Origin of the sequence: Aeromonas sp. WP2-W18-CRE-05, from assembly GCF_014168615.1 — a bacterium.
GTDB lineage: Bacteria > Pseudomonadota > Gammaproteobacteria > Enterobacterales > Aeromonadaceae > Aeromonas > Aeromonas caviae.
This window is the reverse complement of the sequence record NZ_AP021917.1, coordinates 4,470,711-4,490,489: the sequence shown is the minus strand read 5'-3', so window position 1 is coordinate 4,490,489 and position 19,779 is coordinate 4,470,711. Positions and strand designations below refer to the sequence as shown.

At 62.8% G+C, this 19,779-nt stretch carries 14 protein-coding genes; 9 read left to right on the top strand and 5 right to left on the bottom strand.

Annotated elements, in window-relative coordinates; translation table 11 throughout:
- Window positions 1–51: 51 nt before the first annotated feature.
- Window positions 52–864: a UTRA domain-containing protein gene (locus H7R73_RS21035; protein ID WP_039040129.1), complete on the top strand. Its 813-nt coding sequence runs from the start codon at window positions 52–54 to the stop codon at window positions 862–864.
- Between the two features lie 46 nt (window positions 865–910).
- On the opposite strand, the gene H7R73_RS21030 is transcribed toward H7R73_RS21035, so the two are convergent.
- Entirely contained in the window at window positions 911–1,675 is a 765-nt protein-coding gene (locus H7R73_RS21030) for a helix-turn-helix domain-containing protein (RefSeq protein ID WP_010675913.1), read from the bottom strand.
- 443 nt (window positions 1,676–2,118) lie between these two features.
- Window positions 2,119–3,033: a LysR family transcriptional regulator gene (locus H7R73_RS21025; RefSeq protein ID WP_010675912.1), complete on the bottom strand. Its 915-nt coding sequence runs from the start codon at window positions 3,031–3,033 to the stop codon at window positions 2,119–2,121.
- A gap of 257 nt (window positions 3,034–3,290) precedes the next feature.
- Here H7R73_RS21025 and H7R73_RS21020 point away from each other — a divergent pair, with 257 nt between their 5' ends.
- From H7R73_RS21020 to recD, 6 genes are all read left to right on the top strand, one after another.
- Entirely contained in the window at window positions 3,291–3,623 is a 333-nt protein-coding gene (locus tag H7R73_RS21020) for a hypothetical protein (RefSeq protein ID WP_010675911.1), read from the top strand.
- A 30-nt stretch (window positions 3,624–3,653) separates the two neighbouring features.
- Complete coding sequence (locus H7R73_RS21015; protein WP_010675910.1) at window positions 3,654–4,340, top strand: pirin family protein; 687 nt, start codon at window positions 3,654–3,656, stop codon at window positions 4,338–4,340.
- Between the two features lie 83 nt (window positions 4,341–4,423).
- A complete protein-coding gene (locus H7R73_RS21010) occupies window positions 4,424–4,816 on the top strand; it encodes a DoxX family protein (protein WP_010675909.1) in 393 nt (130 codons plus the stop codon).
- A 232-nt stretch (window positions 4,817–5,048) separates the two neighbouring features.
- Entirely contained in the window at window positions 5,049–8,405 is a 3,357-nt protein-coding gene (recC, locus tag H7R73_RS21005; protein WP_103260896.1) for an exodeoxyribonuclease V subunit gamma, read from the top strand.
- A complete protein-coding gene (recB, locus tag H7R73_RS21000; RefSeq protein WP_103260895.1) occupies window positions 8,405–12,019 on the top strand; it encodes an exodeoxyribonuclease V subunit beta in 3,615 nt (1,204 codons plus the stop codon). The genes recC and recB overlap by 1 nt, the downstream gene beginning before the upstream one ends.
- Before the next feature lie 8 nt (window positions 12,020–12,027).
- Complete coding sequence (gene recD / locus H7R73_RS20995; protein ID WP_103260894.1) at window positions 12,028–14,082, top strand: exodeoxyribonuclease V subunit alpha; 2,055 nt, start codon at window positions 12,028–12,030, stop codon at window positions 14,080–14,082.
- Window positions 14,083–14,358: 276 nt separating this feature from the next.
- On the opposite strand, the gene H7R73_RS20990 is transcribed toward recD, so the two are convergent.
- The gene (locus tag H7R73_RS20990) at window positions 14,359–14,934 is read right to left on the bottom strand and encodes a DUF6338 family protein (RefSeq protein WP_182951404.1); all 576 of its coding nucleotides are present in this window, start codon (window positions 14,932–14,934) and stop codon (window positions 14,359–14,361) included.
- A gap of 114 nt (window positions 14,935–15,048) precedes the next feature.
- Between H7R73_RS20990 and H7R73_RS20985 the strand changes: the two genes are divergently transcribed.
- The gene (locus tag H7R73_RS20985) at window positions 15,049–16,080 is read left to right on the top strand and encodes an IS630-like element ISAhy2 family transposase (protein WP_001809438.1); all 1,032 of its coding nucleotides are present in this window, start codon (window positions 15,049–15,051) and stop codon (window positions 16,078–16,080) included.
- 680 nt (window positions 16,081–16,760) lie between these two features.
- On the opposite strand, the gene H7R73_RS20980 is transcribed toward H7R73_RS20985, so the two are convergent.
- Both H7R73_RS20980 and glnK read right to left on the bottom strand, forming a co-directional pair.
- Window positions 16,761–18,002, bottom strand: a complete 1,242-nt coding sequence (locus tag H7R73_RS20980; RefSeq protein ID WP_042864817.1) for an ammonium transporter — start codon at window positions 18,000–18,002, stop codon at window positions 16,761–16,763.
- A 25-nt stretch (window positions 18,003–18,027) separates the two neighbouring features.
- Window positions 18,028–18,366 carry a P-II family nitrogen regulator gene (gene glnK, locus H7R73_RS20975; RefSeq protein ID WP_010675904.1) on the bottom strand — a complete coding sequence of 113 codons (339 nt, stop codon included), beginning with the start codon at window positions 18,364–18,366 and terminating at the stop codon, window positions 18,028–18,030.
- A gap of 386 nt (window positions 18,367–18,752) precedes the next feature.
- On the opposite strand from glnK, the gene H7R73_RS20970 reads away from it, so the two are divergent.
- Window positions 18,753–19,754, top strand: a complete 1,002-nt coding sequence (locus H7R73_RS20970) for a sensor domain-containing diguanylate cyclase (protein WP_039040121.1) — start codon at window positions 18,753–18,755, stop codon at window positions 19,752–19,754.
- The last annotated feature ends 25 nt before the right edge of the window (window positions 19,755–19,779 follow it).

Below are 19,779 nucleotides of genomic sequence, written 5' to 3'. Positions count from 1 at the left end.
ACAACTCGGGGTCGACAACCTCTGGTCTACTCCAGTGGTGTGCAAACCCGAATGACCGACAGGGACGTGACAGTGACAGAGCGATTGAGTGAACAGGGGATGGCCGATGGCCGCACACCCTCCAAGTGCGAACAGATTTGCCGGACCCTGCGCCGCTATATCGGCAGCGGACACCTGGCGGCGGGGCAGCAGCTGCCCGCCGAACGGGCCCTGAGCGAGCGATTCGCCACCACCCGCATCACCATCAAGGAGGCGCTCTCCAGCCTCGAGGCGGACGGCCTCATCTACCGGGCCGAGCGGCGCGGCTGGTTCGTGGCGCCGCCTCGCCTCACCTACGATCCCGCCATCCACACCCACTTTCACCAGTGGATTGGCGAGCAGCAGCGCACCGCCGAGACCCGGGTGCTGGCCCATGGCAACCAGCTTGCCAGCAGCGAGTTGTGCCGCTGGATGGGTCTGGAACCCTTTACGCCGCTCTACGAGATCCGCCGCCAGCGGCTGATCGACGGTCGCCCGGTGCTGCACGTCAGCCATCACCTGCTGGCGAGCCGCTTCCCCGGCATCGCCAGCGCTCCTCTGGCCAGCTCCCTCACCGAGCTCTACCGGCAGCGCTATGGCATAGGCCAGGGCTGGGCGAGCCTCGAGATCACCCCCTCGGCGGCCCGGGGAGAGATAGCTCGCGCTCTCAACCTGGCCCAGGGGAGCGCCGTGCTGCGCTTGGTGCGGGTCAATCATGACGAGGAGGGGAAGCTGGTGGATTGCGACATCGAGCACTGGCGACCGGACGCCATCCGCATCTGCCTGGATACCCGGGCACTGCAACCGCTCGCCACCGGCGCGCGGCAGGTGCAACTGGCAGAGTAGCGGCGTTCTGGCGCTGACATGGCGGATCCCGCAGGATCCACCGGGATCAGTTGTCGATGTTGGGGATCAGATCGTCGAAGCTCTGGTAGCCGCAGTCCGCCAGTTGCAGCGACATGGTGTAGGTCTTGCTGCCCTCCCGCTGGCCGATGGCGGGGCGGTTGAGCTTGAGCTCCTGATGCCAGTACTCCTTCATGCGATCGATCAGCGCCATGGCCTCGCTCTCCCCCAGATGGAGCTGGCACAGCGCCATGTAGTTGTTGGGCCTGTGCATGTTCTCCACCAGATAGTCCCCCAGCACCGACATGGCCTGGCGCGCCTGCTGGCGGGCGAAGCGGCTGTGCTGCTCGAAGCTGATGCGCTCGCTGATGAGGAAGTGGTAGCTGTTGTCGATGCCAAGCTGCAGGATGCCGAGCTTCTCCAGCTTGCGCAGATAGAGGTAGCAGGAGGCATCGGTCAGGCCGTACTCCCGCTTGAGATCGATGAGGGTCTTGTCGCGCCAGAAGATGTTGGCGAGGAAGGCATAGAGCCCCGGCTCCTTGTGAAACGCCTCATCCTGCTCCTGGGTAAAGACGGCCCGGCGGCTCTGGGCATCCTGGGTCCGGTCCAGCAGCTCTTCGAAGGAGAGTCCCACCAGATGGCAGATCTCCAGCAGGGTGTCGAACGGCAGGGAGGGCTTGTTCATCATGCGCTTCACGGTGGCGATGGAAACCCCCATGGCTTCTGCCAGGGTCTGATAGCGGATCCCCTTGTCGGTCAGGGTTTTCTTCAGGGTGTCGAGGATGTGATTGGCCAGTGTCTGGCTGTAGGTCATGCAACTATTCCTTTATCTGCATTTTTAGTCGTGTCAGAAATTGAGTGGTTTGTCTGTATCGGGCTCAAATTTTGACACCTAGAAAAACCAGAGGAGGGTAACCCGGTGATAATGGCGGAAATGGCCTGACCAGTTGTGGTGCAAGGTGGCAGAAAGTGACACTCGGTGGTGCATATCCTTCAACCTTTCAACATTTTGCTGGTGATGCATATTACATCGCACATAATTCAACACGAATCGGATTCAATACCTTCCTGGTTGAGAAAACGATTGTTTGCTTCCAATTTAAGGGTTTTTTTAACCGCAAGGTTTTATTCTTTCCTGGCATTGAGCGGAACTCGCAAGAGGTCCGCTTTTTTTCTTTTCTCCGAATCTGAGCCCGTCGTCAAGAATGGGGCGCAGTTTTGGTACTTCCTGCGCCACCGACCCCGGAAGGCAGTCCTTTATTCCCCCTGACCGGCAAACAGCTTGGGGATCTCCCGCACCAGCCAGCTCTTGGCCTTACCCATGGTGTCTCGCCGCCAGGCCAGCACGACCTGGATCTGGTGGCGATATTCGGGACTGATCACTTTGAGTCTGCCCGCCTTGATGTCCTCTTCAATCCAGCGTTGCGGCATGGTGCCGATGCCGAGCCCCGCCAGCAGGGCGTCCCGCTTCTCCCCCATGGTGCTGACGGTCAGGCGCGGCTGCTTGTCGAGCAGGCGGTAGGTGAGCACCGGCTTGCGCAGTGCCGTGTCGGCCACCGCGATGGCGCGGTAGCGGCGCAGGGTCTCGTCCGCCAGGGGCTCGGGTTCCTGATGCAGGGGGTGATCGGGGTGGGCGACGTAGAGCATCACCTCCTCCCTGAGCACCTGGTGCTTGATGCCGGTCATGGCGATATCGGCATTGAGAGAGGAGATGAGCAGGTCGGCGCGGCCATCCTCTAGGCACTCCCAACTGCCCGCCAGCACCTCGGCGCGAAACCTCAGCCGGGTATCGGTCTGTTCGGCCAGCCGATCCACCAGGGGGTAGAGAGCCTGTACCGGCATCAAGGCATCGACGGCGATGGTGATGTCGGTCTCCCAGCCACGGGAGAGGGCCCGGGTCTCCCCCACCAGGTGCTCGGCCGCCTCCAGCAGCACCCGGCCCCGCTCCAGCAGCATGCGGCCCGCCGGGGTGAACTTGGTCCTGTGGCCGCTGCGGTCGAACAGCATGGCGTCCAGCTCGTCTTCCAGCTTTTGTACCGTGTAGCTCAGCGCCGAAGGCACCTTGCCCAGCTCGTCGGCCGCCGCCGCGAAGCTGCCACGGCGGTCGATGGCGTCCAGCACCCGGATCGCCTCCAGGGTCAGCGCCCGCTCCTTGTTCGATTCCTTGGCCATATCCAACCTTCAATTTTTTTGAATGTGTTTACCAGATTATCTCGCTAACAACTTAGGGGAAGTCACTTTAATATTCAATCAACGCTTAGGCAGGAACGCCTGGCAGCCAAATAAAAGGTAGTTCCGGGCTGAGACATCCCCAAACACGATGTCTGATGTCAGCAAAAGAACAACATAGTATTTGAATGATCTCTTGCATGGATGCATTGATTCGGGCCCAAGGGGCCTTGGCAATGACATAAAACCCAAGAGAGTGAATGAACATGAAAAACGCAATCAAGATGCTGGCCGTTGCAGGCCTGATGACCGCAGGTGCCGCCCAGGCTTCCGTTCCCGCTGACTTCAATGCCGCCCCGGGCGTGCTGTTCGTCAACTGGAGCGCCACCGCCGCGATGGACGGCAAGGCCAACCCCATGCTGGAGGTGCGCGACGAGTCCGGTGATCTGCTGGCTTCCGTCCACGCCAACCTGATGGGCACCCAGCAGGTCGCCATCCCGAGCCGCACCCAGGGCAAGCTGACGGTGAGCCTGGGCAACGAAAGCAGCAGCTACCGCATCCCCTTCGGTCTGGGTGACGGTCGCCAGCGTTAATGAACCAACTTGGTCAGTGAGGAGCACACCATGATGAAATTGAGAGCCGCAGAAGCACGGGGCAAGGCCAACTTTGGCTGGCTGGATGCCCGTCACAGCTTCTCCTTCGGTCACTACTATGACCCGGAATGGATGGGACACTCTGCCCTGCGGGTCATCAATCAGGATCGGGTGGCGCCGGGTGGCGGTTTCGCGACCCACCCTCACGCCAACATGGAGATCCTCACCTGCGTGCTGCAAGGCACCATAGAGCACAAGGACAGCCTCGGCCACGCCGAGCAGATCCCGGCGGGGGATTTCCAGCTGATGAGCGCAGGGTCCGGCATCCGGCACAGCGAGTACAACCCCTCGCAGACCGAGCCGCTCTCCCTGCTGCAAATCTGGATCGAGCCGAATGAACACGGCACGACCCCGGGTTATCAGCAGAAGAAGATTGAAAACAAGCCCGGGATGACGCTGGTGGCGTCACCGGATGGCGAGGCGGGATCCTTCAGGATCCGCCAGCAGGCCAGAGTGTGGCGTCTGCAGCTCGCAGAAGGGGAGACCCTGGAGTGGGCACTGCAAGGGCGTCATGGTTACCTGCACATGATTTCAGGGGAGCTGACCGGCAACGGTCTGGCAGCCCGACCCGGCGACGGGCTGCTCAGCCGCGACGAGTCGAGCTGGGTGCTCACCGCCTCCAGGGGGAGTGAAGCCCTGCTGTTTGACCTGCCTTGATAGAAAAATCTTGGCGAAATGAATGAGTTAACAATTAGCTTTTACACTGTAAATACCATGATGGTAAGCAAAGGAATATGACGATGGACAAGATGAAAGATGTGGCACTGCTGGTGGGTCGTGTACTGCTGGCGCTGATGTTCGTGATGGCTGGCTGGGGCAAGATCGGCGGTTACGCCGGTACCCAGGGTTACATGGAAGCCATGGGCGTGCCCGGGTTCATGCTGCCCCTGGTGATCCTGCTGGAGCTGGGTGGCGGTCTTGCCATCATGCTGGGCCTGTTTACCCGCAGCCTCTCCGTGCTGCTGGCCGGTTTCACCCTGATGGCCGCCTTCATCTTCCACTATCAGCCTGCCGAGCAGATGCAGATGCTGATGTTCATGAAGAACGTCTCCGTGGCCGGTGGTTTCCTGGCCCTGGCGGCGGCCGGTGCAGGGGCTTTCAGCCTGGATGCCCGCCTCGGCAAGCACTGGTAATACCCTGACGTTTCAAGTTTTCCAACGCCTTTTGGCCGGTGCCCTGCACCGGCTTTTTTGTGCCCGCTTCCCGGGGATGCCATCTGTGTGACGGCGCGCAGTCCGGACGCCACAAGTGCCTTTTGCATCTTATCCCCCGATCCCCGACAATCCCGATTCGCGTGCCGTGACGGGAATGCCAGAGAGTGTCCCCCCGCGCACCCCCTCTTCATGAAATTGGCGGGAGTCGTCCATGTTTACCCTCTACCACTCCAATCAGCTGGATCTGCTCAAGGAGCTGCTGGTGAGCCGCATCCGGCAGGCTCCGCTCTCCCACCCCTTCGATCGGGAGCAGATCCTGGTGCAGAGTCCCGGCATGGCCCAGTGGCTCAAGCTGGAGCTGGCCAAGGCGTTCGGCATCGCCGCCAACATCGACTTTCCCCTGCCCGCGAGTTTCATCTGGGAGATGTTCACCCGGGTGCTGGCGGACGTGCCCCGCCAGAGCCCCTACAACAAGGGGGCCATGAGCTGGCACCTGATGACCATTCTGCCCACTCTGCTCGGCAGACCCGCCTTTGCGCCCCTCGCGGCCTATCTGGGGGGCAGTGACGGGGCGGCGCCGGAGCAGGTGCGGCTCTGGCAGCTCTGCCAGAAGGTGGCGGATCTGTTCGACCAGTATCTGGTCTACCGGCCGGACTGGATCGCTCGCTGGGAAGAGGGGGAAGGATTGAGCCAGGAGCTGGCCGGAGTGAGCGGTCAGGATTGGCAGCCCGAGCTCTGGCGCGAGCTGGTGGCCCGCACCCTGGCCCTCAGCCCCAGCGGCTACCACCGCGCCAACCTCTACGAGGCCTTCATCCACGAGCTGGAGCGCACCCGGGATCTGCCGGGCAGGCTGCCGCAACGGGTCTTCGTGTTCGGCATCTCGGCCCTGCCGCCCCGCTATGTGGAGGCCCTGCTGGCCCTCGGCAGCCGCCCCGAGGTGGAGGTGCACCTGTTTGTGACCAACCCCTGCCGCTACTACTGGGGGGACTTGCTCGATCGCAAGACCCTGGCGCGCCTCGAAAACAAGCTCAAGCCCGGCACGGATCTCGAGACCCTGCAGGGTCCCGCCAACCCCTTGCTCGCCTCCATGGGCAAGCTGGGGCGCGACTACCTGCACCAGCTGATGGAGCTGGAGGTGCCGCAGATCGAGGCCTTCGTCGACATCGAGGATCGCGACGATGAGGGCAAGGTCACCTTGCTGCGGGCCATCCAGAAAGACGTGCTGGAGCTGGCGGAACGGGGGGCCGGCGAGTTCAATCTCGATGCCAGCCACCACAAGAGCCCTGTCAGCCTGGATGACGGCACTTTGCAGATCCACGCCTGCCACGGCCCCATGCGGGAGCTCGAGGTGCTGCACGACCGGCTGCTGGCCCTGTTCGAGCAGGATCCCACCCTCACCCCCAAAGACGTGGTGGTGATGATGCCGGACGTCAACAGCTACGGCCCCTACATCCAGGCCGTCTTTGGCAAGGAGGGCGGCAAGGGGCGGGGCGGGGCCCGCGGCCAGATCCCCTTTGCGATCTCCGATCGGGCGGCGAGCCAGGAGAGCCCGCTGCTGCAAAGTTTCCTCGCCCTGCTCAGGCTGCCGAACGCCCGCTTCGGGGCGGGGGAGCTGCTCGCCATCCTGGAGGTGCCCGCCGTGCTGCGCCGCTTCGAGCTGGACGACGACGAGTTCAACGTGCTGCGGCGCTGGGTCCAGGAGACCGGCATCCGCTGGGGGCTGGATGACGACTATCCCGAGCGCTTCGCGCTGCCGCGTCTGTCCGGCAACAGCTGGCTGTTCGGCCTGAGGCGCATGCTGCTGGGCTTTGCCATGGGGGACGGGGAGCCGGTGGCGGGGATCCTGCCCTATGCGGACATCGAGGGGCAGCAGGGGCTGATCCTCGGCAAGCTCGCCTGGTTTATCGATTCGCTCGCGGAATTTCTGCCCCGGCTGCAACAGGCGCAGCCGCTGGCCGAATGGCACGCCTGCCTGCTGGCGCTGCTGGAGCGCTTCTATCTTGCCGACGAGGATGAAGAGCGCCAGCTCCAGCTCATCCGCAGCCAGCTCACCGACTGGCAGGCCCAGCTCGGCGAGGCCCGCTTCGAGCAGGCCATCAGTGCCGACCTGTTGCAGGACTACCTCGGCAGCGTGCTGGGGGAGTCCCGCTCCAGCCAGCGCTTCCTCGCCGGTCAGGTCAACTTCTGCACCCTGATGCCGATGCGCTCCATCCCCTTCCGCCAGGTCTGCCTGCTCGGTATGAACGACGGCGTCTACCCGCGCACCCTGCCCCCCATGGGCTTCGATCTGATGGCGGTGGCCTCGCGGCGCGGGGACCGATCCCGCCGGGATGACGACCGCTACCTCTTCCTCGAGGCGCTCCTCAGTGCCCAGCAGGGGCTCTACATCAGCTATCAGGGGTTCAGCGCCCAGGACAACAGCGAGAAGGTGCCCTCCGTGCTGCTGGCGGAGCTCATCGACTACGCGCGCCAGGGCTTCGTGCTGGCGGGGGATGAAGATCTCGACGACGACACCTCGGGCCGGCGGCTGCTCGAACACCTGATCGTGGCGCACCCCCTCACCCCCTACAGCCCGGCCTACTTTTACCCCGAACCCGGCTCCGGTCTCTTCACCTATGCCGCCGACTGGCTGCCGGCACTGAGCCCGGAGCGGGGTGCCGCCAACTTCCAGAGCGGCGATCTGCCCCTGCCCGCGGAGTGGGGCAGGGAGCAGGGGCTGGAGCTGGCGGAGCTGCTGCGCTTCTATCGCCAGCCCGCCAGGTACTTCCTCAACCGCCGCCTCAAGGTGTGGTTCGAGCTGGAGGAGGCGACCATCGAAGACAGCGAGCCCTTCGAGCTGGACGGCCTGCAGCACTATCAGCTCAAGGCGCTGCTGCTGGAAGCTCATCTGACCGAAGGGGAGAGCGAGGCCCGTCGCCACCGGCTGCAACTCTCCGGCCTGCTGCCGCAAGGGTGGTTTGGCAGCCTGCTGCTGGAGGAGATCGACGGCGAGATGGGCAAGCTGGCGGCGCGGCTGCGCCCCTGGACGGGGGACAAACAGGCGGTGGAGATCGACATCGCCCTGGCCCAGGGGCAGCTTCAGGGCTGGATAGACACCCAGAAGGGACGAGCGCTGGTGGTCAAACCCGGCAGCTTCAACGGCAAGGATCTGCTGCTGGCCTGGATCCAGCACCTTTGCCTCTCATTGAGCAGCGCCCCCGGCGACACCCTGCTGTTCGATGCCAAACAGAGTCTGCGGCTGCCGAGGCTTGCGGCGGACGAGGCGCGGCCCAGGTTGGCGGCCCTGGTGGCCCTCTGGACCCAGGGGATGAAGCGGCCGCTGCCCTTCTTCCCGAGCACCGCCTGGGAGTGGTTCAAGGCGATCGAGAAGGATCCGGCAAAGCCGGAGGAGGCCGACAAGGCGGCACTTGCCCGCTTCAACGGCGGCTACATGGTGACGGGAGAGGGGCAGGACGTCTATGTCGCCCGCTGCTTCCCGGAACTCGATGACGAGGTGCTGGCCCAGTTGCAGGGGTTGGCCCGTGAACACCTGACCCCGCTCCATCAGGCGCTGGAGGAGTTGCAATAATGGCTAACCCGCTCAATCCCCTGCGTTTTCCCCTCTATGGCGAGCGGCTGATCGAGGCCTCCGCCGGGACCGGCAAGACCTATACCATCGCGGGCCTCTATCTGCGCCTCTTGCTGGGCCACGGCCCGGTTATCGAACAAGCAGGCGAGGAGGGGGGAGACGCCGGTCAGCCCTGTGCCCACGAGCGGCCCCTGTCGGTGACCGAGATCCTGGTGGTGACCTTTACCGAGGCGGCCACCGCCGAACTGAGGGGGCGGATCCGCGCCCGCATCCACGAGGCGCGTCTCGCCTTTATGCGCGGTCACAGCACGGATACCCTGCTGGCCCAACTGCTGGCGGAGGTGGAGGATCACGATCTGGCAGCCCGTCGCCTGCTGGCCGCCGAGCGGCAGATGGACGAGGCGGCGGTCTTCACCATCCACGGCTTCTGCCAGCGGATGCTCAGGCAGAACGCCTTCGAGTCGGGCGCCCTCTTTGAAACCGAATTTTTGACCGACGACAGCCGGCTCCGGCTGCAGGCGGTGAGTGACTACTGGCGCGCCGAGTTCTATCCGGTGGATCAGCCCCTGGCCCGGGCGGTGCGAAGGCTCTGGCCGAGCCCCGCCGCCCTGCTGCGGGAGATGGGGAGCTGGCTCGACAACGACGAGCTGGAGATCCGCCCGGTGGCGGGGGACGAGACCCTGGCGGCGCGGCACAGCGTCGCCATGGCCCGCATCGGGGCGGTGAAGGCCGGGTGGCTGGCGCAGACGGACGAGATCCGCCGCCAGACCGAGGGGCAGATCAGCCGTTACACCGGCAAGAACTACGAGGGCTGGCTTGCCAAGATTGGCGACTGGGCGCAGGACGAGACCAGCGGCTACGTCCTGCCCAAGGAGCTGGAGCGCTTCGGCCAGCAGGCGCTGGAGGAGAACCTCAAGAAGGGGGGAACGGTGCCCACCCTGCCGCTCTTTGGCGAGATAGACGCCCTGCTGGCGAGCCGACCCGGCATCCGGGATCTCGTCTTGCAGCGGGCGGCCAGGGTGGTGCGCAGCCGGATGCAGGAGAGCAAGCGCCAGGCCCATCAGCTCTCCTTCGACGATCTGCTGCGGGATCTCGACGGGGCGCTCGGCTCGGGCCTGGGGGAGCGGCTGTGCGAGCGCATCCGCGCCACCTACCGGGTCGCCATGATCGATGAATTCCAGGATACAGACCCCCAGCAGTACCGCATCTTCCATCGCCTTTACGGCGGTCACCAGGACACGGCGCTCCTGATGATCGGCGACCCCAAGCAGGCCATCTACGGCTTTCGTGGCGCCGACATCTTCACCTACATCCAGGCGCGGCGAAATGTGAGCGCCCACTACACCCTGGGGCGCAACTGGCGCTCAAGCCGCGCCCTGGTGGCGGCGGTCAACGGCCTGTTCGAGCGGGCGAAGGATCCCTTCATCTACGAGGCGGACATCCCCTTCCTGCCGGTGGAGGCGCAGGGCAAGAGCCGGGCACTGCTGATCGAGGGGCAGAGCGCCCCCGTGCTGCACTGCTGGCAGCTGACCGGTCAGCCCACCTTCAACAAGGGGGAGTACCAGAGCAGGATGGCCCGCGCCACGGCGGCGGAGATCCATCGCCTGCTCACGCTGGCCCGGGAGGGCAAGGCGATGCTCGGCAGCGAGCCGGTCAGGGCCGGGGATATCGCCGTGCTGGTGCGCACCGGCGCCGAGGGCAAGCTGGTGCAGCAGGAGCTGGCGCGCCTTGCCATCGCCTCCGTCTATCTGTCGAACCGCGAGAGCGTGCTGGCCCAGGTGGAGGCGCGGGAGATCCTGCTGATCCTGCACGCCTGCCAGAACCCGAGCGATGAGCGAAGCCTGCGGGCGGCGCTCGCCACCGGCCTGTTCGATCTCGATGCCAGGGCCCTGGACGCGCTGGCCTCGGACGAGCGGGCCTGGGAGAGCGCGGTGCAGGAGTTCATGGGATACCGCGCGGTCTGGCATCGCCACGGGGTGCTGGCCATGCTGCGGGCCCTGATGCACGGGCGCAACCTCGCCGCCTCCCTGCTGGCGAGCCCCTACGGGGAGCGGCGACTGACCAACTTCCTCCATCTCGGCGAGTTGCTGCAACAGGCGAGCGGCGAGCTGGACGGGGAGTACGCCCTGCTGCGCTGGCTCGGGGAGGCGGTGAGCCAGCCCAACGGCCAGGACGGGGAGCAGATACTTCGCCTGGAGTCCGAGCGCAAGCTGGTGCAGATCGTCACCATCCACAAATCCAAGGGGCTGGAGTACCCGCTGGTCTTCCTGCCGTTCATTTGCAGCCACCGCGCCGCCGACACCCCCCTGTTCCACGAAACGGGGGAGGCGGGCAATCGCACCGTGCTCGATCTCACCGGCGCCGAAGAGTCCCTGGCCGAGGCCGACAAGGAGCGCCTCGCCGAAGACTTGCGCCTGCTTTACGTGGCCCTGACCCGGGGGGTCTATGCCACCTGGCTCGGGCTGGCGCCGGTGCGTTCCGGGGCGGGCAAGTCGGAGAAGACCGACCTGCACCGCACCGCCATCGGCTACCTGCTGCAAAAGGGGGAGGAGGGGGACGCCGGGACACTGGCGACCGCCCTCACCGACCTGGCCCAGGCCCTGCCGGGGGTGGCCGTCGGTGAGCCCTCGCTCACCCGCCCGGCCCCGCTGCCCGCCGAGGCGGAGACGCCGGGGGAGCCCACCGTGCGCGCGTTCCAGGGGCAGCTTGAGCGGGACTGGTGGATCAGCTCCTACTCCGGGCTCGCGGCCCAGGGCAACGGCCACGGCAAGGGGGTGCTGGCCAACCCCGGCTTCGACGACGAGGTGGCCACCGAGGCTGCCGTCACCGTGCAGGAAGAGGAGGCGCCCGCCCCTTCCATCTTCACCTTCCCGAAAGGGGCGCGTCCCGGCACCCTGCTCCACAGCCTGTTCGAGACCATCGACTTCGAGCACGCGAAGGGCGAGTCGCTGGCACAGCACATCGCCGCCCTGCTGACCCAGGAGGGGTTCGACGAAGGCTGGGCCCCCGTGCTGCAACAGCAGGTGGAGGCGGTGCTGGATACCCCCCTTGAGACCGGCCTTGGGGATCCGGTGCGGCTGCGGGATCTGGCCCCCGAGCGCAAACAGGTGGAGCTGGAGTTCTTCCTGCCCATGGGGCGGGTGACGGCACCGGCGCTGACCGCACTCTGCCAGCAGCACGACCCCCTGTCGCGGGACGGCAAGCCGCTTGGTTTTGCCACCGTGCAGGGGATGCTCAAGGGCTTCATCGACCTGGTGTTCGAGTGGCAGGGGCGCTGGTATCTGCTCGACTACAAATCGAACCACCTTGGCATGAGCCCCGCCGATTACGGCCGCCCGGCCCTGGAGCGGGCCATGCGCGAGCATCGCTACGATCTGCAATACCAGCTCTATTCCCTGGCCCTGCATCGGCTGCTCGCCTTGCGGCTGCCGGGCTACGATTTCGACCGGCATTTTGGCGGGGTCTTCTATCTCTTCCTGCGCGGCATGCCCCGGGGGGGCATTTTCCATGCCCGGCCCAGCCGGGAACTGGTGCTGGGGCTGGACGAGTTGTTTAGTAAAGGTGTGACGTCTGACGATCATCGTTTAGAAAAATCGAACAAGGCAGAGGCATGAGGGGCGAGATGAAGGGCGAAACCATGATAGAGCGGCTGAAAGCCTTGGCGCTGGCGGGGCGCATCCGCCAGCTTGACCTGCAATTTGCCAGGCTGGTGGCCGACCTGGGCGGCAGCCCCGAGCTGGTGCTGGGGGCCGCACTCGCCTGCCATGAGCTGGGGCGCGGCCATGTCTGCCTGCCGCTGGCGATGCTCGCTCAGGGCGGTGACGGGCAGGGATCCTCGCGCCCCTTCGGGCTGGATCCGGATCAGAGCCGGGATCTGCTGGCGGATCTCGCGGATCCCGCGAGCTGGCCCGCCCTCTTTGCGGCCAGCCCCCTGGTGGGGAGCGAACAGGAGGAGGGAGAGCTCCCCCGCTGGCCCCTGCGACTCTGGGGGGAGCGCCTCTACCTCACCCGCTACCACGACTTTGAGCTGGGGGTGGCCCGCCACCTTAGCGCCTTGAGTGAACGGACCGAATGGCCGGAGATTGCCCCGGCCCTGTCACGCCTCTTTGCCCGCGACTACGGCCTGGTATTCGGGGCCCTGCTCAAGGCCCGCCTCGCGCCGGATTTCTCCGTCCGCCACTTTGTGGAGAAGTACCTGGATCTGGTCTTCCCCCATGAGGTGGAGTGGCCCGCCGTGGAGACCCTGCTAAAGAGCGCCCAGGCGGCCAGCGAGCTGGAGCGGCTGGATACCCTGGTGCCCGAGGCGCTCTGCTGCAACGGCCAGAAGCTGGCGGCGGCCACGGCGGCGGCGCGTCCCTTCGCGGTCATCTCCGGCGGCCCCGGCACCGGCAAGACCACCACGGTGGCCAAGCTCCTCGCCATCCTGGTGGAGACCGGCCTGCAAGGGGGCAAGGCCCCGGCGATCCGGCTGGTGGCCCCCACCGGCAAGGCGGCGGCGCGTCTGACCGAGAGTATCGGCGCTGCCCTGCAGGCGCTGGACTTGCCCCCCGAGTGGGTGGAGGCCATCCCCACCGAGGCGGGCACCCTGCACCGGCTGCTCGGGGTGATCCCCGGGCGCAGCCAGTTCCGCCATCACAGAGGCAACCCGCTGCACCTCGACCTGCTGGTGGTGGACGAGGCCTCCATGGTGGACCTGCCCATGATGGCGCGCCTGCTGGATGCGCTGCCGAGCCATGCCCGCCTCATCCTGCTCGGCGACAAGGATCAGCTCGCCTCGGTGGAGGCGGGGGCCGTGCTCGGGGATATCTGCAGCTTTATCGAACAGGGCATCAGCCCCGCGCAGGCGGATTGGCTCTCCCGCCAGACCGGCTATCGCCTGCAAGGCACGCCATCAGGGGCCAGCGTGCGCGACAGCCTCTGTTTGCTCTCCAAGAGCTGGCGCTTTGACCAGCATTCGGGCATCGGCCAGTTGGCGCGGGCCTGCAACAGCGGCGACGGGGCGGCAGTGGAGGCGGTCTGGGGCGCAGGATTTGGCGACATCCGCCTGCACCCCTGGGCGGGGGAGGCTTACAACGCCTTGATCGCAGAGGGGGTGGCCGGTTATGGCAGCTACCTCAAGGCGGCCCGGGCCGGCGAGGATCCGGCGGCGGTGTTCAAGGCGTTCAACGGCTTCCAGATCCTCTGCGCCCTGCGGGACGGCCCCTTCGGGGTGACGGGGCTCAACGAGCGGCTCGAACTGGCCCTCGCCAAGGCAGGGCTGATCCAGCGTGACGGCGACTGGTATGCGGGCCGCCCCGTGATGGTGGTGCGCAACGACCACGGGGTGGGCCTCTACAACGGCGACATGGGGCTCTGCCTGCCGGATGAGACCGGGCGGCTCAAGGTATGGTTCGAGCAGCCGGACGGCACCCTGCGGGCCCTGCTGCCCAGCCGGTTGCCCCCCCATGAGACGGTCTACGCCATGACCATCCACAAATCCCAGGGCTCGGAGTTTGCCCACACCGTGCTGGTGCTGCCCGACAGCCCCAGCCCGCTCCTGACCCGCGAGCTGGTCTACACCGGCATCACCCGCGCCAAGGCCCGCCTCGATCTCTACGGCGATCGCGCCCTGCTGGCACAGGCCGTGCGGAAAAAGACCGAGCGGTATTCGGGATTGGCGGAGAGGCTGGGGGAGTGATTGTGCTTAGCAGGCGTAATTGCCTGCTAAGCACATGATTGAAGTTAATTTTTCTTAGGTGGTGGAGGTGGTGTTGGCGATGGCTTTTCATATCTTGTTGGGGGTGGTGGATTTCTACTGTTCTTTTGTGTATCTGGGCCTGGATATGGTTTTTTATCAGACATAAATCACCATCACTTTTTAGTTGGGGTTGGAGGGGTTGGTGTTGGTTTTGGTTTTACGTAATTTGATGGCGGTGGTGGGTTTTTTCCTGACTTTTCAACGGGCTTTTTATGGTCATTGCTCATTAGAATTACCCTCTTTCAAAAACTCAACGAATTCTATTTCTTCGGCCTTTATTACTATGAATTGTGCGCTCGACATAGGGATATACTCACCATTTTCTGATATCCACTCTGGATTTTGTAGAACAATATGACCTTTGGATGGGTCTGATGGCCACACACTAGGCCAACCAAAAATTCTTCGTCCATCCTTTAGGTCTAATATTACAAATGATGTCACACTATTAAATATGTCTTCCCACTCACTATTAAATGATGACTGGTTAGTTATTTTTAATTTTTGTAGGAGCCCATGAAACTTAGAGTTGTTTGTGTAATAAGACAGAACTAAGCCCAACAGAAATGCAAGTATGATCGAAGTCGCTAGCTCTTTCCCTGTAGACCATTCAAAAACTTTATAAAAGCTGCCAATATAGATAGTTATTTCTTTGAATGAATCCGAAAGAACCTTAACCAATAGTGTGAAAATTAAAGCTTGTATTACTCTTTCGAACTGAGATTGTTTAGGATATGCGGTTAATGCGTGGAAAACCCAGGCAGTTAAAAAGCCAGGTAATAGCTGTCTCAATAACTCTAAATAGCTGTTCCGAATAGTAGATCACCGGAGGAAGGGAACTCAGTCCAGTTTGTGCGATCTGATTAGTCGCTAAACAAAACAAGCCACACCCAAAGGACTGAGTTGATGCCTATCCTACCACCTCTGCCACGACCACAACGGCGCCGCATTCACAAAATCATCCATGCCACCCGTGATAAAGGACATGCTCGTCGCTTGATGGCCATCTTGCTGTTACATGAAGGACGCACGATCACCGATGTTCATCACCTTACCGGCGCTGCGCGCTCGACCATCGGTCGTTGGCTTCGGTGGTATCGAGATGAAGGCATAGATGCGCTAGAAGCCTTACCGGCTGGCCGTGCCCCAGTCTTACCTATCGCCAAGATTGTCACCTTACTGGTGCTGCTCATGCAGTTTTCTCCGCAAGATTTTGGTTATCAGCGCAGCCGTTGGTGTACTGAACTATTGGCTATAAAAATCAATCGGTTAACAGGGCTAAATGTGGCAGCCTCCACGCTCCGCCGATGGTTACCTCGTATGGGCATTGTCTGGCGCAGGCCCGTGCCGACCTTGCGGATAAAAGACCCAGCCTATCAGGAAAAAATGGCGAATATCGACGCCGCGCTGGCCCGCTGTGATGCCGATAATCCGGTGTTTTATGAGGATGAAGTCGATATAGACCTCAATCCCAAATTAGGAGCCGACTGGATGTTCAGAGCGCAGCAAAAGCGGGTTGTCACACCGGGGCAGAATGCCAAGCATTATCTGGCAGGCGTTCTCCACGCAGGCAACGGAAGGGTACTTTACGTCAGCGGGATCAAGAAAAACTCATCGCTGTTTATTGCCATGCTGGAAAAGCTGCGCCACCACTACCGACGAGCCAAAACCATCACGTTGATCCTCGATAACTACATCATTCACAAAAGCAAACAGACCGAGCGATGGTTGAAGAAGAATCCCAAGTTCTGCCTGGTGTTCCAGCCAGTTTACAGCCCTTGGGTTAATCACATAGAACGGCTATGGCACAAGTTACATGAAACCATCACGCGCAATCATCAATGCAGAGGGATGGCAAACCTGCTGGCCCGAGTGAAACACTTCATGGATACCGTGTCTCCTTTCCCGGGGAATGGCTATGGCACAGCGAAGGTGTAGCACTATTGGGATCAGTTATTTAGTAACTCAGAACTAATATCCATATCTTCAAGCTCTTGGCTATATTGTGGTTTTTATGATTGATGTATAAGGCAGTATCATCAAAGAATCCTTGATGAGTCAATATTTATTTATATGAAAATGTTAGTTTTTCATGCCTTATATGCGGAAATATAAAGTTTTTTGCATTGCCTATATCGCCTGTGTTGTGTTTCATTGGTTCAGCATCAACTATATCGGCCATATAGGTTATGGCTGAACGAAGCGAAGCCCAACGTTTACTGCGTCATCTCTTTTTTCCTTCCCCTCATCCCCAGCCCTTCTCCTCCTTTTTTAATCAACGGGAGAAGGGAGCAATGCCGTTACCTTCGTCCGATTACGCTTCGCTAATCGAACCTACGTGGCTGCCACCTCGATTATTTGACCCGTCCAGAGAATGGCCGCTTGGTTGCTCCTCCCCCTGCCAAGGGGGAGGCGGGGAGGGGGTCATGGCCCCATCCGTCAATCGGCACGGCATACCCCGGCCCTCCCCTTGAAAAGGGGAGGGGGCAAAGCAGAGGGTTCACCGGCTACTTGGCAGAGTGGCATCACTCGAACCGTCCTCCTGCCTTCAGGGGCGCCGAGCCGCCAAAAAAACGGGGCCCGAGGTGTCCCCCGGGCCCCGCAAGCAGATGGCGTGCTCAGATGCTGGATTTGACGCTGACGAACTCGGGGTAGGCATCGATGCCGCACTCGTGGACATCCACACCCATCATCTCTTCCTCTTCGCTGACCCGCAGGCCCATGGTGGCCTTGAGCAGGCTCCAGACCACGAGGGAGACGACAAAGACCCAGCCGAAGATGGTGGCAGCACCCAGCAACTGGGCACCGAAGGTGGCGCTCGTGTTGGAGAAGGGCACCACCATCAGGCCGAACAGGCCGCAGACGCCGTGTACCGAGATGGCACCGACCGGATCATCGATCTTCAGGCGATCGAAGGCGACGATGGCGTAGACCACCAGGGCACCGGCCAGGGCGCCGATCAGGCTGGCGAACAGCGGGCTGGGGGAGGCCGGGTCGGCGGTGATGGCGACCAGACCACCGAGGGCGCCGTTGAGGATCATGGTGAGATCCGCCTTGCCCCAGGTGAGCTTGCTGACCAGCAGGGCGCCGACCACACCGGCGGCCGCGGCGGCGTTGGTGTTGACGAACACGGTGCCGATGGCGGTGGCGTCAGCGGCGCTGGAGAGCGCCAGTTGGGAGCCACCGTTGAAGCCGAACCAGCCCATCCAGAGGATCAGGGTGCCCAGGGTCGCGAGCGGCAGGTTGGAGCCGGGGATGGGGTAGATCTCCCCTTGCTTGCCATATTTGCCGCGACGGGGGCCGAGCAGCAGCACGGCGGCCAGGGCAGCGGCAGCGCCCGCCATGTGGACGATGCCGGAGCCTGCGAAGTCGGAGAAGCCCGCCTCTTTCAGGAAGCCGCCACCCCAGCTCCAGTAGCCTTCCACGGGGTAGATGAAGCCGGTCATCACCACGCAGAACAGCAGGAAGGACCAGAGCTTCATCCGCTCTGCCACCGCACCTGAGATGATGGAGGTGGCGGTGGCGACGAACACCACCTGGAAGAAGAAGTCGGAGTGCAGGGAGTGGCCCGCGTCGTCCGCCTGGCTGCCCATCAGGCTGCCAAAGCTCGGCAGCCAGCCGCCGGCGCTGTTGTCCACGTACATGATGTTGTAGCCGACCAGCAGGAACATGATGCAGGCGATGGCATAGAGCAGGATGTTCTTGGTCAGGATCTCGGTGGTGTTCTTGGCGCGGACCAGGCCGGCTTCGAGCATGGCGAACCCGGCGGCCATCCACATGACCAGCACGCCGGAGATCAGCAGGTAGAAGGTGTCGAGTGCATAGCGCAGCTCGCTGACGGATGTGATCAACTCTTCCATGTCGTATTCCTCAGTTCCAGTCGTATCAAAGGGCGTCTGCGTCGGTCTCGCCGGTGCGGATGCGCACGGCGGCCTGCAGGTCATAAACGAAGATCTTGCCGTCACCTATCTTGCCGGTGTGGGCGGCCTTGCTGATGGCTTCGATGATCTGCTCGACGTTGTCGGCTAGGGTGGCGATCTCCAGCTTTACCTTGGGCAGGAAATCCACCTGGTATTCGGCACCCCGGTACAGCTCGGTGTGCCCCTTCTGGCGGCCAAACCCCTTGACCTCGGAAACCGTCAGCCCCTCGACGCCGAGGTTGGCGATGGCTTCGCGCACGTCGTCGAGTTTGAACGGCTTGATGATGGCGGTGATTAATTTCATGCAATATCCCCAATCCTTGTGGTTCACCCAGATAAAGGCAAATATTGCGCCAGAAAAGTATTTTTCTTTTTATTCATATAGTTACTTATTAATCGCAGCCCTGGTCAGCGAGGCTTGCCCAATATGGGCAGGGCTGCGCCAAAGGTGTGCACCGCCGTGGTGCAATCTGGCCGGCAGAAGAACGGAAGGGAGCGTGACGGCGCGCAAGACTCGAAAGTGTGCGGGCTGCTACTGTTGTTCAACAAGAGGGCAACCTGGCCGATAACCCGTCATGACGGGGTGTCGAGGCCAGTCGCCCCCTTGAAGGCTCGACCGGCAGGCCCGGTTTTCCCGCCAGGTCAACAAGCGGATCCGTGGCGCCGAGTAGCAGAACAAGGAAGGTTTTCATGCTGCATGACAATGAGATGACAAGGCTACCGGCCCTCGACGAGGCCGTGATGAGCGGCATGCTGGAGGTCGTGAGCGACGGTCTCTGGGACTGGAATGCCAACACCGGCTATGTCCATCGCTATCCCGGCTGGTATCAGATGCTGGGGTATGAGCCCCACTCCCTCGACAACACTGTCTTTACCTGGGAGAACCTGATCCACCCGGACGATCTGGCGCAGGTCATGGAGAGCTTCGATGCCTGCCTGAGTGGGCGGGCGGCGGACTACCGGGCCGAATACCGCTGCCGTTGCCGTAACGGTGACTACCTCTGGGTGGCGGATTGTGGCCGCATCGTCGCACGCAACCCGGACGGCAGTGTCGCCAGGATGGTGGGGGCACACCGCAACATCCACGCCCAGCGGGAACTCTACGCCAGGCTGGAGCTGCAAAACCGCACCCTGGAGCAGCAGGTGGCGCAGCGTACCGCCGAACTGGAGCGGCTCAACCAGGCATTGCAGTTCCAGGTGGAGGAAAACCGCCGCCTGGCGGAGACGGACTCCCTGACCGGCGCGGCCAGCCGCTATCGGCTGGAGCAGGCGGTGCGGCTGGAGCATGAGCGCGCCAAGCGCTTCAAGGAGCCCTTTGCCGTGATCGCCATGGACGTGGACGACTTCAAGCAGATCAATGATCGCCATGGCCACGGGGTGGGGGACCAGACTCTGATCGATATCGTGCAGCTGACTCGGGGCTGCATCCGCGAGATCGATCTGCTGGCCCGCTGGGGGGGTGACGAGTTCATGCTGGTGCTTCCCAATACCCGGTTGCCCGACGCCCGGGTGGTGGCCGAGAAGCTGAGGCAGCGCCTGAGCCATGCCAGGGTCAAGGGGATCGAGCCCGTGACCTTGAGTTTCGGGTTGGTGGAGTCCGACCCCGACGAGCAGGTGTCCCACCTGATGGCACGGGTCGACAGGGCGCTCTACCGGGCCAAGCTGGCGGGCAAGGACCAGCTCAGCGGCTGACAAGGGCACTGGTCGGAGCCGCTAC